Genomic DNA, 15,941 nt, shown 5'->3' with positions numbered 1-15,941 from the left:
AGAGCACATGATAAGGGGTAGAATTGCATTAATCACTGAATTTACAGATACTTATACCCCATTAAAATCAGGTTAGTTTGTCGCCCAAATTCACGTACATCATTAATTCATATATGAAGAAGCTTTTTTTGTTTACGCTCCTTTGCGTAATAACGATTACTGCACATGCACAGACGAATCTCTCTGACTATCTTACGAAGAAGATGCCGAAGCGGGAGACGCGTGCCGTATGGCTGACGACACTTGCCAGCCTTGACTGGCCAAAGATCTATGCACGGTCGGAGGAGAGTATCGAGCAGCAGAAGCAGGAACTCATTGATATCCTCGATAAATATCAGAAGGCAAATATCAACACCATCCTCTTGCAGGCGCGTGTGCGTGCGGCAACGATTTATCCGTCGGATATTGAACCATGGGACCGCTGTATCACTGGCGTTGAGGGAAAGGCTCCAGGTTATGGTTATGATCCGCTTGCTTTTGCCGTGGAAGAATGTCACAAACGTGGTATGGAAATTCACGCATGGATAGCAACGATTCCCGTAGGGGCAAAGAACTCTTTGGGCTGTAGAAGACTGATGCAGAAGGGTTTTCGAATTAGAAACTTCTCAACTGGTTCCTATCTCGATCCATCCGATCCAAGTGTTGCACCTTACCTTGCCTCTATCTGTGGAGAGATTGTAAGGAAGTATGATGTGGACGGTATCAACCTCGACTATATCCGCTATCCTGACGGATGGCCACGCCCTTCTTATCGTGATGGCGACACACCCGATGAGCGTCGTAGCAATATCACAGCCATTGTGCGTGCCATTCATGATGAGGTGAAGACTATCAAGCCCTGGGTGAAGATGTCATGTTCACCAATCGGCAAGCATGCCGACCTTAGTCGTTATAGTTCAAAGAATTTCAATGCGCACGATCGTGTTTCACAGGAGGCGCAGGAGTGGATGAGACTCGGTTTGATGGACCAGCTCTATCCGATGCAATACTTCCGTGGCGATAACTATTATCCTTTCCTTGCCGACTGGGTTGAGAATGCTTATAAACGAGAGATAGTGACGGGACTTGGTACTTATTTCCTCGACCCACGTGAAGGAAATTGGACTTTGGGCGACCTCACCCGACAGATGTACGTCAGTCGCGACCTCGGTGTGGGACATGCTCATTTCCGTTCTTACTTCCTTACGTCAAATAAGCAGGGTGTTTACGACTTTGAGAAGCAGTTTAATGCGGCACTCTCCCTCCCTCCAAAGATGCAGGGTGTCGTCTCTACGGCAGCCACCCCATACCCTGTCAACGCCTCATTGGTTGACAGACGTGATGATAATTCTGCAACACTTGCATGGAAGGCTGTATCACCTTATTATAATATATATGCTAGTTATAGCTATCCCGTTGATACAGAAGATGCACGCAACCTGCTCTTCACACGTTATTCTGGTCAATCACTCCAGCTGAGGAACGTCAACCCTAACCTTTATTTTGCGGTTAGAGGGTTAGATCGGTATGGGCATGAGACACCAGCCTTGCAAGAGAATGTGAAGTCATCTAAGCTTTCCGCTTCTCATACCATGTTGTTACAGAATGATGGACAGTACTTGACACTCCCAGCAGCAGTGAAATTGACGGATGCCGACCACTATGTCATCCTCTCTTTACAGGGTGTCATTCTTCGCATCATAAGTGCTAAACCCGTTAGAAATAACCAGCTCTTCATCGGCGACCTCTCTAACGGAATGTATTCCCTTAAGGTTTACAACCATAAGAAGAAGTCGTTCCCAATGGGAGCATTCATGGTGAGAAGGAAGTCTTAATTCGCAATTCATCATCCATTTTCGGACTAATATTATCATCAATATGTCATGATAATGAATTACCATTGCCTACTCAACCCCATTATTTAAGGACTATCTCTTTAGGGCTCAGTAGGCAGAGGGTGTGGAAATAGGCACATAAAGAATATTGATAAAAAGCACTTTCAAGCTTTTGAATAACAAGTATTTCAAAATAAGAAAAAATCATCGCATAAAATACGAGAGAAGTTTTATTTTAAGTTGCTGTCATTTTTAACATTTCATGCATCTTGCTGAGACACAACCAGTAATGCACCTATCATAAATGATAGGAGTGACAGGAACTAAGATTTATGCGTTGTCTGGCGAAACGAAATCGGCTAATTGTTATAAACTTCTTCTCTTCCAAAAATGAAGTGAATAACGAAAGTCTCGCAATATCATTTGTCACACAGAGAAAAGGCGGTACAGAACTAAATTCCACATCATGGAGGTGCCGGGAAGTATCAGTTATAGAAATTTCACCCACCTTCTTCCTACTGAGCCCCAAATGTTGAGAAAAATGAGAGAATATCGTTGATTATTTTATTTTTTACACTCAAAACTTGGATATCTCAGTTAAATTGTTTAATTTTGCGCCCTTAAGGGTTAATCTTTAATTTATTGATAATCAATTGAATATGGTACTACAAAGTTGCCGATAGTTATTTATAAACCGATGTTATTAAAAACAACTTTACGCAAAAAGATACTACTGACTGCAATGGCTCTGACTGCCGTTGTACCAAGCGTTGCGAAAGCTTTATTACTCTCTGCAGCACCAACTGCAGAAGGAGAGAACCAGCAAGTCAAGACAGGCGTTTACTATATTGTAAACGACAAGCGACAATCGGGTACAGATTTATGCGTGTATGCTGATACGGATGGTTCGTTGCGTGGCACAATGTCACCTGCACCTTATTCTGATTTGTTTATCCTTCATTCGAAGGGTGGAGAATACTATACCATTCAGAGTTTGAAGGATGGTAAGTATATTCAGAACGTGTCAGGCAATTATCAAGCCTACAAGGCAGGTAATGGTGCTCACAAATTTCAGATTGTATATCAGACTAAGTCAGCCGGTACTGGCAAGTCTTATTTCAATATCTATAATAACAGGTCGGATGGTGACTGGTGCTGGCACCTTGATGGACAAAAGAACGTTGTACGCTGGTATCCACTAAGCAATAATGGTATAAGCGCCCTTGGACCAAGTGAGTTCCGTCTTGAACCAGTGACTTCTCTCACGCAGGAACAAGTCCTAGAACGTTTGGCGCAGTTGACAAAGGTTGTTAATCCAACAAAGGACCTGAATAAGTATTATCAGATTGTGTCTGAGACTTATGGTAGGTCAATACGTGAAGACTATATTGTTGGTGAATTGTCAACGGGTAGTTACAACGATACCGACTACAGCTATTGCTGGAAGCTAGTGAAGTTGAATAGTGGTCGTTATGCTTTCCAGAATGCGGTCACAGGTAAGTACATCGTTCCACAGAATGGAGCAACAAGCCGTTACTACACCACATCCGATGCTCAGGGTTCTGGTTTTGATCTCAAGTTTAACAGTAACGACCCTTACGAGTTGGCTTTCGAGATGCTTGATAATGGTAATGTTGGTATTCATTGTGCTGAGAGTCAGGGCTATCATCCTGTAGGATGGTACAATAACAATGATGCGAATAAATGGCTCTTTAAGGAGGCAACCATCAATGCGGCTAAGCTTAAGGAACAGCAGAATGCTTACAAGGCACGTGTTGCCTTGACCAATAATGTAAGCAAGTATGCTGATGCCATTGCAAAATACTTCACAAATAGTGCGGCTACTGAGGTAACTGCACAGGTGAAAGGTATGCGCGATGAGAAGTTGAAGGCAAAGATGGCTGCTGATGGTCTTCCAGAAGGTTTGCAGAAGATTGTCTTAAAGATTAAGAATCAGAGTTGGAAGAGCTATGCAAGCGGTCGTAATTGGGAGAAGAAGTTCCGTATTGCGGACTATAAGGCTTATAGCGAGAACAACTATGATGCGTGGGCACGTTCAATGGGTATCGGTTACGACTATGGTAGCATGACCAACCCAACAGGTATCACGGTTCGCGATGGTGAAGACCTCTTCGTCTTCCTTGGCGATGATATCCTCCCAACAGCGTCTGTACAGATTGAGTTGGTACCATTAGGTACACGTAGTGCTGGTAAATACTATACCTTAAAGAAGGGTTTGAACATCATTCTTAACCAGGGTGAAAATAACGTCTTCGTAAACTATATTGGTCGTACCTATAACAATGGTATGGTGCTCAAGGATTATAAGCCTATTAACATCCACATCGAAGGTGGTGATGTGAATGGTTACTTCGACCTCACAAAAGGTGATACCAATGAGGATTGGCAGACGATGCAGTCTGACAAACTTGTTTGGGCTAAAGCTTTCAATATAAAGGGTGATTTGATTGTGATGCACATGCCGAGTGATGCTTGCAAGCAATATACTCCTGTTCACATGAAAGAGCTTGTTGAAATTTGGAATAGCATCGTACAGCGTGAAGACGATCTCATGGGCTTCCGTGCTGGCGTGAAGGATAAGTGCAACAATGTTCTCAACGCTACTGCTGTAGATCATGGTTATATGTATGCTACAACAGGTGGAACATACTATAACTATAGTACTTTGGGCGATGTTCTCAACTATGACAAGATGAAGATGGGTAATGGTACGCTCTGGGGTCCTGCTCACGAGTTCGGTCATAACCATCAGCAGCTTTTCAACACAGCTGGTATGACGGAGATTTCAGTGAATATGTACTCTAATATGGTGATGTTTACTTCAGGTCGCGTAACCAGTCGTTCAGAAAACTGCGCTTACACCGATGTTGATGGCAAGAAGTATGATGGTGTTTGCGAGAGTGCTGTCTCAACTTATGCTGACCGCTTCGCTAACAAGCAGAAGTGGTTTGAATATGGTACATGGGGCACAACGCAGATGTACTATAAGCTCTATTTGATGTTCCATGCAACAGGTCTTGACAATCAGTTCTGGCACAAGTGTCTTGACTATCTCCGCAAGAATCGTCTTGAAGGTCAGGGTACAGCCAACTGTCAGGGTCAGAACGACTACTTGCTCTTTGCTAAGGCATGTTCTTATACAGCTCAGCAAGACCTCTCAAGCTTCTTCGAGGCATGGGGTCACTTCTATGATGTGAATGGTTCTGTTATCGGTGACTACAGCAATACAACCATGTACACCACACGGGCACAGTGGGTGGAGGCCAAGAAATTCATGCAGCAGTTCCCTAAGGGACCTGCTAACAACATGATTTTCATCGATGACCATATCCGTCCTACAAAGGCTTTCTATCCTGGTGCTCCTGCTGACGCAAAGCGTGAGGACTTCAACGGAGCAGTGAAGATTGGTCGTATGGGCGACTTCGGTTCATGGGACCAGTTCTGCAAAGACAGCTTAGGTCAGGGTTATGCTATTGTTAAAGAGCAAAAGGATATCGATGGTAAGCGTACCTACACCATGGAAGCTAAGAACAGCCACGTTGTTGGTTTCAAGATTTACGACAGCAAGGGCAATCTTATCTACTTTGCTAACACCAAGACCTTCACTATTCCTAAGAAGGTGATGGAGGATGCAGGTAACAATATCGTTGTTAAGGTGTGTGGCTCTGATGGTTCTGAGGTTGACCCAGGTGTTAACCCAACAGGTATCAAGACTTTTACAGTGCAGGCAAGCGATGGTAAGGTAGATGTTTATAGCATCTATGGTGTCCTCGTTCGTAGCAAGGTGAACGCTGCAACAGCCCTCGAAGGTTTGCCTAACGGCGTTTACGTTGTTGGCGGTAAGAAGGTGGTAGTGGGGAAGTAACCGACCTGTCCCTCCCCCTTGCCCCTCCCCCAAAGGGAGGGGAGTGAAATGCGGGATACCCCTATAAGATAAAAGTCAGAGTAATGGGGGAAGTTGTTACGCTGGCTTTGTGAAGGGGGGCTTATTTAATTTTCAGAGAACTATCGTCCATATATTTATGGAAAACATGTAACTTTACAACTTCAAATAATTAGATGATTTCGTTTTCAAAAAACATAGAAGAGATGAATCTTTCTAAGACCTTTTGTTTAATAGTATTGCTACTCGTATGTCTTTGCAGTCGGGCAAAGGGCTCTATTGCCTTAGAAGACTCTCTTCAGCAGACGACCTTAACAGATAGTATTGACAGTTTAAAAGCTGTCACCGATACCATTCCCATTCAAAAGCACGTGAAAGCGGGTGGCAATGTTTGCAACACTCGTTTTCAAGTGATGGCTTATACCTGCGCACCACTGATAATAAATGGTCTTATCATAAAAGGGCAGAGCAGGAGTTTCCGTGGATTGAGAAACGACTATATGCCACAGTTTCGTATGAGTTTAGATAACTATACGCAGTATCTCCCTGCTGCCGTGATGTTAGGTTTGAAGATAGGCGGTGTGAAAAGTAAAAATAGCTGGGGACGTATGCTGGCTTCCGACGCACTATCAGTGGCACTGATGGCGGGTATTGTCAATTCGTTGAAGTATTCTGCCCAAGTGGAACGCCCTGATGGTACCGACCTTCGCTCCTTCCCTTCAGGACATACAGCCACAGCCTTCATGACGGCTACCATGTTAACCAAGGAGTATGGCTTCAGAAGTCCATGGGTCGGTATTGGTGCTTACACCGTTGCCACTGCAACTGGCTTAATGCGTATGGCGAATAATAAACATTGGCTGAGCGACGTAATGACAGGCGCAGGAGTGGGTATCGTATCTACGGAATTAGGATATTATCTTGCTGAATTGATATTTATAAAGCATGGATTGAACACATCAGACATCAATGAAACGTTTGTCAAATTGCACAACCCATCGTTCTTAGGTATAAACTTCCTCGTTAATGATCCGTTGGGGTCCTATCTCAATGAGAAGGGTGCACCCATCAAGATATCACGTGGCTGTAGCACTTCTACTGAAGGAGCCTACTTCTTTAATCCCTATATTGGCATCGGTGGAAGACTCTCTGTAACGCGTGCTTCGGTGATTGTTGATGGCGTTAAGACAGATGACAATGTCTTCGATGCATGGAAGATAGGTGGCGGTGCTTATTTCTCTTATCCGCTATCTGCGCGGTGGCTTCTTGGAAGTCAGCTTTTGGTATCGTCTGTCTTCTTTCCAAACATAAAACTAACAGACGATTTAATTGACACAAATCACGGAATAGCTTTTGGTACAGGACTGTCACTAACTTTCAGAGTTCGCCGGAATTATAATATCCGTTTCCTTGTTGACTATAATCTCCAACCTTACCGCACATCAGGTGTTCGTGATTATTTCCACTCCTTGGGGATAGGCTCTTCTTATGCCATTAGCTTTTAACCCTTCGCACGTGTGGTGCATACCCTCCGCACCACATGTGCATACCACCCGCACCACATGTGCTAAGCACCCGCACCAAATCGGTGGAATATCAACATACAACCCATATAGTGCGTTATGGCGGCATGTTATTCCCTCTTTGCAATCAATAATGGGGTGGGATGAGACTTTTCTCCATCAGATGGAAGAGCTATGGATAGGCTTGTTTCGATTATCTTTCTCACTTTTCTTTGCGCTTATTGTTAATAATATTAAATATTGTATTTGCAACAATGAATATCTGAAAGAATATGTTTATATTTGCCATTGGCTTTAAAGAGATAAAAAAATCATTTTAATAGAACCTAGAAACAAAACCTAACAGTATATTAAAATAACAACTTTTATAAAATAAGAACCAATTATTATTACAAAATATGATAAAGCTGTTTCTCTATTTTCATTGTGTTGTGAAGTAATTCGCAATCAATAACTTTAGGGGCTGTATCAAAAGAAAGGTGCACACGTGTGTGTGCCTGTCAGGAGGCACAAGGATGAGAACATGATAAGCGTCATTCCATAACTTGCCACTGGCAGGATTTTGATGCAACCCCTTTTCTGCTTATAATCAAACATATAATATTTCGATTGATTCTATTCTTTATCTTCTATGAATATCTGTAAGAGTATTTGCGCTTCTCTGCTTTTGTCTGCCGTAAGTATCGGACACGGTTTGGCACATCGTCTTCCTCTCGTTAGTACCAAAGGCGACATTAACAACGTGTTGACCTATGGTAGCAAAGAAGACAAGGTATTCCCATATTACTTTCCTACGATTTCAACAGCAGCAAACCCTGTTTATTATTATATCCAGTTCCAGACGGGTAACTGGCTCTTGAGTGCCAAGGGCGAGAAGGCAACCTGCCAAACAGCCTCATTGCATAATGGTAATCTTGATGACATGCTGTGGCGTGTGTCTGAGACTAACGGCAAATACGCTTTCGTTAGCAAGAGCGGAAAGATTCTTTATATCAACAACGACTACGTCAACGCATCGAAGGAACGCAGTTCTAAGGATACGCTCTTTACGATGGTGGAGTCGAAGAACGCTTTGGGAGGCTTCGAGATTGGTAAGGCGTTCTCAGGTCGTAACTTCTTTAACATGTACCAAGGTGCTGGTGAAGGCAAATATATCAGCTTCTGGGACTTAGGCGATGGTGGTAATGTGGTTCGTTTTGTACCAGCTGACGAATTGGTACCGGTGACAGGTATTACTACCTTCAACCCTGAAAACAAATATACGCTTTGGTACACAAAGCCTGCAACCAACTGGATGACCTCTTGTTTGCCTATCGGTAATGGTCAGTTTGGTGCAACGTTAATGGGCGATGTTGCCATTGACGACGTACAATTTAACGACAAGACACTTTGGAGCGGTAAGCTTGGTGGTCTGACGAGCACGGCTGCATACGGTTATTACCTTAACTTTGGTAATCTTTATATACGTAGTCGTGGTCTGACATGGGTGACAGACTATGTGCGTTACCTTGATATCAACGATGCTGTGGCAGGTGTGAAATATACGATGGATGGGGTAGAGTATAGCCGTACTTACTTCGCAAGCAATCCTGATAGCTGTGTGGTTGTTCGTTATACTGCCTCACAAGGGGGTAAAATCAATACTACACTTACGTTGAAGAATCAGAACGGACGTAACGTAAGTTACAATGTTGATAACAACAATCAAGCAACGATTACCTTTGAGGGTCAGATAGCTCGCCAAGATGATCATGGTGCAGCAGCACCAGAGAGCTATTATTGTGCTGCGCGTATCGTGACAGATGGCGGTATGATAACGAAGAATGATAAGGGCGTTATTGAGGTGAAAGGTGCCAATAGCATGACCGTTTATCTCCGTGGTTTGACCGACTTCGACCCAGATGCACCAGCGTATGTGTCTGGAGCTAACCTCCTTGCAGGTCGTGCTATAAAGACTGTTGATGGTGCACAGCGTAAGGGTTACGATGCAGTTTTGACAGCACATAAGGTCGATTATAAGTCGCTCTTTGAGCGTTGTCAACTCACCCTCGGAGACGTGAAGAATACTATTCCAACGCCACAGCTCATCAGCAACTATCGTGACAACCAGCATGACAACCTCTTCCTAGAAGAACTCTACTTCAATTATGGTCGTTATCTGCTCATCAGTTCGAGCCGTGGAGTGTCACTCCCAGCCAACTTGCAGGGTATTTGGAACGACAATAATACCCCAGCATGGCACGCTGACATCCATGCAAACATCAACGTACAGATGAATTACTGGCCTGCAGAGCCAACCAACCTCTCTGAACTTCATCGTCCTTTCCTTGATTACATCTATCGTGAAGCGTGTGTGAAGCCAACATGGCGCCGCTTTGCACAGGACATGGGGCACGTGAACACAGGTTGGACCTTACCAACTGAGAATAATATCTATGGCTCTGGTACAACCTTCGCCAACACCTATACTGTTGCTAATGCGTGGTATTGCCAGCATCTGTGGCAACATTACACCTACACGATGGATAAGGAGTACCTGCGCACGAAGGCCTTTCCAGCCATGAAGACGGCTGTTGACTATTGGTTTAAGAAACTGGTGAAGGCTGCTGATGGCACCTACGAGTGTCCTAACGAATGGTCGCCAGAACATGGACCAACGGAGAACGCTACTGCACACAGTCAGCAGTTGGTTTGGGATTTATTCAATAACACTCGCAAAGCTATTCATGTGCTCGGTGATGGTGTAGTGTCAAAGACCTTCCGCGATTCCCTCGCCACCTACTTTGCTAAGCTTGATGATGGTTGCCATACGGAGGTGAATCCTACAGACGGACAAACTTACCTTCGTGAGTGGAAGTACACTTCACAGTTTAATAATCCAAGTAAGATTGGTGTAAACGAATATAAGAACCATCGTCATATCTCACATTTGATGGGTCTTTACCCTTGTACACAGATCAGTGAGGATGCCGATAGTAAGGTGTTCCAGGCTGCTCGTGCTTCTCTGATAGCGCGTGGTGATGGTCATGGAACAGGCTGGTCACTCGGTCATAAGATTAATCTCAATGCTCGTGCTTACGAGGGACTACACTGTCATAACCTCATCAAACGTGCTTTACAACAAACTTGGGACACTGGAGTAAACGAGGGCGCAGGTGGTATTTATGAGAACCTTTGGGACGCTCATGCCCCTTATCAGATTGATGGTAACTTCGGTTACACCGCTGGTGTGGCTGAGATGCTGCTCCAGAGCTACAATGATAAGCTCGTGATTCTTCCTGCCTTGCCAACAACGTTCTGGCAGAAAGGCTCTGTCAAGGGCTTAAAGGCGGTTGGCAACTTCACCATTGACATCGTTTGGGCGGATGCTAAGGCTACGAAGGTGAAGATTGTCTCTAACGCAGGAACCAATTGTGTGGTGAGATATGCTGGTGTAGCAAAAGACTTCAAGGTGACGACTGCAAACGGAAAGACTGTAAAGGTGAAGCGTATCAGCGATGATGAAATCAGTTTCCCAACGGTGAAAGGGGGCGAATATATCCTCGTTTCTAAGCAGGCAAACGCCATTGCAGCCTTACAGAGTGTACCAGATGGCAACATTGCTTCAGTAGATTATTATACACTTGACGGCACAAAACACAATCAGTTACAATGTCATAGTGTCTATATCAAACAGATGAAGTACAACAATGGTGCGATAAGTAGTTCAAAAGTAATCAATTAATTATATCACATTTCTATTCCCAGTCACAATAATTTGACGAAGTTTTGGGTTATTTAAGAAACATCTATTTATCTTTTAATTAAATGAAAACAATAAGAAATTACAGTCTTCTTGCGCTACTCATGGCGCTTTTGCCAACCATGCTGTGGGCTGGCAACTGGGGAAACGAAGGCAACGATGCACAGAAGTGGAAGCATGTTGCTGTGTCAGGGACTCCTGCAGTGGCTACACCTGAGAGTCTCGACTGGGAGAATGCAAAGGTCTTTGAGCGTAACAAGGAGACGGGCCATGCTACCTATATGCCTTACCCATCAACAAAGGCGATGAAGGCTGATGCACAGCGTTACGATAAACCTTGGTTGGAACCAACAGGAGCCAACTATCTTAGCCTTAATGGTACATGGAAGTTGCGTTGGAACGAGGGACCAAAGCCAGTACTGCTGGGTAAGGATGAGTTCTGGGGGGATGGTGTCAGCACTGATGGTTCAGTATGGAATGACATCACTGTTCCTTCTTGTTTGGAGATGAAAGGCTATGGTAAGCCTATGTATGTGAACGTAGATTATCCGTTTGAGGATAATCAACCTCACATCAAAATGAAGGGTGATTTGAAGAATTCTGTAGGCTCTTATCGTCGTGACTTCACCTTGCCTGCCGGCTGGGAGAACAAGCGTGTCTTCCTTCACTTTGATGGCATCTACTCTGCTGCGTATGTTTATGTAAATGGTAATGAGGTTGGTTATACCGAAGGAGCTAACAACGTCAGCGAGTTTGATATAACAAAATATCTGCGTACGGGTAAGAACAACGTTGCCGTACAGGTGATTCGTTGGAGCGATGGATCTTATCTTGAAGGACAGGATATGTGGCACATGAGTGGTATTCATCGTGATGTCTATCTCGTGGCAACACCAAAGACCTATTTGGCTGACCATTATATTAAGTCAACCGTCACACCGGGTGCAACAACTGCAGCTACAGGTAGTGCAGCCGTTTCAGTTGACCTAACTGTCTGCAACCGCGATAAAGAAGCAACACAAAAGGTGATAACCGTCACGCTCTTTGGACCGAATGGAAAAGAAATAAAGAAACTGAAGTCCGACTTTGTCTTTGCAGCTGGCGACAGCCTGAAGACTCAGACTGTAGACTTTGGTACACTCACTGGCTTAAAGCTTTGGTCAGCAGAGACTCCAACCCTCTACACCTTCACCTTCAGCCAGGCGCAGAACGGCAAGGAGGAGGAGGCTTTCTCAACGAAGTATGGCTTCAGAAAGATTGACCTTAGCAAGGGTTATCTCGAGGTTAACGGCCGTCGTACTTATCTGAAAGGTGCTAACTCACAAGATACTGACCCATTGCATGGTCGTACGTTCAGCACCGACCTCATGATGCGTGACATCACTTTGATGAAGCAGGCTAACATGAATACTTTCCGTACCAGCCACTATCCACGTCAAGCAAAGATGATGGCTATGTTCGACCACTATGGACTCTTCGTTGTAGATGAGGCTGACATGGAACTTCACAAGAACTGGGAGGGTCCAAAGACAATCATCAATAACGCTGATTGGACGGGTGCTATTGTTGATCGTAACGTACGCAATACGCTCCGCGACCGTAACCACCCAAGTGTTGTCTTCTGGAGTCTGGGCAACGAGAGTGGTTCTGGTAAGAATATCATGGCGGCTTACGATGCCGTTCGCAAACTTGATAATCGTTACATCCACTATGAGGGTTCTACACGCGATAAGGCTGAGGGTACCGATATCCACTCTGTCATGTACCCTGCAATGGACAAATGGCGTAGTGAGACAACCGGTCCTGTGACTTCTGATGTGAACCATCCAAACACAGATAAGCCTTATTTCATGTGTGAGTATGCACATGCTATGGGTAACGCTGTTGGTAATCTTCGCGAATATTGGGAGGCAATGGAAGGCTCTAAAATGGGCGTTGGCGGTTGTATCTGGGACTTGGTTGACCAGAGTATCTATCCTTACGAGGCTATCCGTGACAATCAGTTGACACGCAATGGCTTCCCAGCTTATATCACTGGTTTCGACTGCCCAGGTCCTCATCAGTACAACTTCGTTAACAATGGTTTGGTGAATGGTGATCGTAAATGGAGTGCTGAGTTGGATGAGGTGAAGCGTATTTACCAATGGGTAGGCTTCGACCTGAATAAAGCAACTCATCAGTTGAAACTGACAAATAAGTATCTAGACAGCAACCTCGATAAGTTCTACCTTAAGTGGACCCTCCTCGCTGATGGTAAGCCAGTACAGAATGGTACCTTCAAGAAGCTCAACTGCGCTGCGGGTGGCAGACAGATGGTTGACTTGAAGTATGATACTTCTTCTTTGGCGGGTAAGGAACTCTTCCTCAATATTGGTCTTTATACAAAGGAGGCTACCGAGTTGTGCGGACGTGATTACCCAGTTGCGCAGTTCCAAGCGCAGTTAGCAGCAGGCACTACTACCCTCGCTGCCGTTGATAACGCTAAGGCTGAGGCACTCCATGCAATGCGTAATGCGGATGGTGGTTACACTTATGCTAATGACAAGCAGAAGGTGACATTCGATAAGCAGGGCAATATCACGGAGTGGTCTTACAATGGTAAGAACCTCTTTGTGCAGAATGAAGGTCCTCGCTTTGACCGTTATCGCTGGATTGAGAATGATGCTCCGATGGAGGCGTATGGTAATGACCCAACTGATAATGGTGTGACTTCACAGACGGCTAACTTCCAACTCTCTGGAGATGGTAAGACTGCTATGGTGAATGTATCACAGAATGGTAAATATGGTAAGGCTTCTTATAACTATACTATCAATGCTAACGGGACCATCGACCTCACCAGCACGTACGAGGTACAGGGTGATGGTGCAAGGCGTCTTGGCTTTAGTCTGAACTTCCCAGAGGAACTGACAAAGGTGCGCTACTATGCACGTGGTCCTGAGGCAAACTATGCTGACCGCCACGATGGTGCTGACTTCGGTATCTATGAGACGTCAGTGAAGGATATGTATGAACCATTCGCACATCCACAGAGCAATGGCAACCGCGTCGGTCTGCGTTGGCTCACGCTCACTAATAGTGAGGGAACGGGTGTGAAGGTAGAGGCTGCGGGTGATGTAGCTTTCTCTTTGGGCCCTTGGACAGAAAGAGAATTGCGCGAATCACGCCACGAGTGGAACTTGCCGGCAAGTAACCGCACCGTAGCTCACTTCGATGCCGTACAGCGTGGTCTTGGTAATGGTTCATGCGGTCCTGGTCCTATGGAGAAATATGAGATTCAGAAGGGAAAAACCTACTCAAATACCGTGCGTTTCCTCCCTTACGGAAACGGCAGATGATGACGCAAGAGGAATTTCTGCCGTAGAAATCCCAACGACAATAATAGCACAAGTCTATGCTCTCTCGGGGGCGTAGGCTCCCTGAAGTTCCGGCTAAGGACTCTATAGTCAGGGGATAAGGTGAATGTAAACTAAGCGGTAAATATCCAAGCGCAAAGCAACAAGCGGGTCAACCGACACATCGGTCAGTAAGTAGGTAAGGCTGCTTCGTACGTTTGTTGAAACATCACCATAACGTTTGTTATGAAGCAATAAATAAAAAATATCTTTATTATGGAACAAAAAAGTAACTATCTATTTCCATTAGTTATTATCGGCTTGTTCTTCTTCTCTATAGGCTTTGCCTTGGGTATCAACTCTTATCTGATGCCAGTATTGGAAGAGTCTATGCATATCTCTGGTGCGGCTTCTAGTCTGTTACTAGCAGCGACTTTCGTTCCGTTCCTGTTGTTCGGTATTCCTGCCACACATTGTATCAAGGCAATCGGTTACAAGCGTACGATGGCGCTGTCATTCGTCATCTTTGCTGCAGCCTTTGGACTCTTTATCCTCGCAGCGAAACAGAACTCTCTGACATGGTTCCTCATTGCGAGTTTTGTCAGTGGTGCTGCTAATGCCGTTCTGCAGGCATCAGTCAACCCTTATGTGACCATACTCGGTCCGATGGATTCTGCTGCTCGTCGCATCTCTTGTATGGGTATCAGTAACAAACTGGCATGGCCTGTGACAACTCTTTTCATAACTTTGGTGATTGGTAAAGGAATCGGAGAGACACAGCTGAGCGACCTTTACGTTCCATTCGCTATCATCATTGGTATCTTCTTACTCTTGGGTGTTATTGCCTTGATGGCTCCACTGCCTGATGTGAAGGCTGCTGGCGAGGACGATAGCGAGGGCAATGACGAGGTAGAAGCAAGTTCCTATGCTGATGGTAAGACCAGTATTTTGCAGTTCCCACACTTGTTATTAGGCTGTTTGGCGCTCTTCCTTTATGTAGGAGTAGAGACTATCTCACTGGCTACCGCAACGGGTTATGCGAAATCGTTAGGTTTGGATGGCGATAACTACGGATTTATCCCTTCAGTGGGTATGATTGTCGGTTACATCTGTGGTGTGATTTTCATCCCACGTTATCTCTCACAGGCTGCTGCAATGCGTATCTGCGCTATCGTTGCGCTCGTTGGTAGTGTGGCTGTTGCAGTCGTACCAAATCCTGTTATCTCCGTTTATTGCATCTTCTTGATGGCTTTAGGTTGTTCACTGATGTGGCCTGCGTTATGGCCTTTGGCAATGGCAGACCTCGGTAAGTTTACTAAGTCGGGTGCTTCATTGCTGACAATGGCAATTGCTGGTGGTGCTGTGATGCCATGGTTACGTGGTGTGGTTCAGGATGCAACCTCTTTCCAAACCTCTTACTGGGTTAGCGTTCCTTGTTTCCTCTTCATCCTTTACTACGGGCTTTCAGGCTACAAGATTAGAAAGAAATCATAATGATGGCTCAATAATGAATCGTGTAGGTTGTGTATTGATATTCCGCACGTGTGGTGCGGGTGCTTAGCACGTGTGGTGCGGATGCTTAGCACATGTGGTGCGGATGGTATGCACCACATGTGCGAAGGG

At 45.0% G+C, this 15,941-nt stretch carries 6 protein-coding genes; all 6 read left to right on the top strand.

Going from position 1 to position 15,941, the window contains the following annotated elements:
• Window positions 1-113: 113 nt before the first annotated feature.
• The 6 genes from J4856_RS04195 (at window position 114) to J4856_RS04170 (ending at window position 15,812) form a co-directional block, all read left to right on the top strand.
• Window positions 114-1,814, top strand: coding sequence for a glycoside hydrolase family 10-like protein (locus J4856_RS04195; RefSeq protein ID WP_025837598.1), 1,701 nt, complete (start codon window positions 114-116; stop codon window positions 1,812-1,814).
• Window positions 1,815-2,511: 697 nt separating this feature from the next.
• The gene (locus J4856_RS04190) at window positions 2,512-5,700 is read left to right on the top strand and encodes a M60 family metallopeptidase (RefSeq protein ID WP_065367928.1); all 3,189 of its coding nucleotides are present in this window, start codon (window positions 2,512-2,514) and stop codon (window positions 5,698-5,700) included.
• A 224-nt stretch (window positions 5,701-5,924) separates the two neighbouring features.
• Complete coding sequence (locus tag J4856_RS04185; protein WP_083130819.1) at window positions 5,925-7,223, top strand: phosphatase PAP2 family protein; 1,299 nt, start codon at window positions 5,925-5,927, stop codon at window positions 7,221-7,223.
• Window positions 7,224-7,872: 649 nt separating this feature from the next.
• The gene (locus J4856_RS04180; protein ID WP_234967224.1) at window positions 7,873-10,965 is read left to right on the top strand and encodes a glycoside hydrolase family 95 protein; all 3,093 of its coding nucleotides are present in this window, start codon (window positions 7,873-7,875) and stop codon (window positions 10,963-10,965) included.
• Window positions 10,966-11,048: 83 nt separating this feature from the next.
• A complete protein-coding gene (locus J4856_RS04175) occupies window positions 11,049-14,321 on the top strand; it encodes a glycoside hydrolase family 2 TIM barrel-domain containing protein (protein ID WP_234967222.1) in 3,273 nt (1,090 codons plus the stop codon).
• A gap of 273 nt (window positions 14,322-14,594) precedes the next feature.
• Window positions 14,595-15,812, top strand: coding sequence for an MFS transporter (locus J4856_RS04170; RefSeq protein WP_065367927.1), 1,218 nt, complete (start codon window positions 14,595-14,597; stop codon window positions 15,810-15,812).
• Window positions 15,813-15,941 lie beyond the last annotated feature (129 nt).

It is taken from the genome of Prevotella scopos JCM 17725, assembly GCF_018127785.1.
Taxonomy (GTDB): domain Bacteria; phylum Bacteroidota; class Bacteroidia; order Bacteroidales; family Bacteroidaceae; genus Prevotella; species Prevotella scopos.
This window is presented reverse-complemented; position numbering and strand designations above follow the sequence as displayed.

What these genes read in the sequence shown, in the direction of transcription:
- J4856_RS04195 (WP_025837598.1), top strand. Translation starts at nt 114, where the DNA reads ATGAAGAAGCTTTTTTTGTTTACGCTCCTTTGCGTAATAACGATTACT.
- J4856_RS04190 (WP_065367928.1), top strand. Translation starts at nt 2,512, where the DNA reads ATGTTATTAAAAACAACTTTACGCAAAAAGATACTACTGACTGCAATG.
- J4856_RS04185 (WP_083130819.1), top strand. Translation starts at nt 5,925, where the DNA reads ATGAATCTTTCTAAGACCTTTTGTTTAATAGTATTGCTACTCGTATGT.
- J4856_RS04180 (WP_234967224.1), top strand. Translation starts at nt 7,873, where the DNA reads ATGAATATCTGTAAGAGTATTTGCGCTTCTCTGCTTTTGTCTGCCGTA.
- J4856_RS04175 (WP_234967222.1), top strand. Translation starts at nt 11,049, where the DNA reads ATGAAAACAATAAGAAATTACAGTCTTCTTGCGCTACTCATGGCGCTT.
- J4856_RS04170 (WP_065367927.1), top strand. Translation starts at nt 14,595, where the DNA reads ATGGAACAAAAAAGTAACTATCTATTTCCATTAGTTATTATCGGCTTG.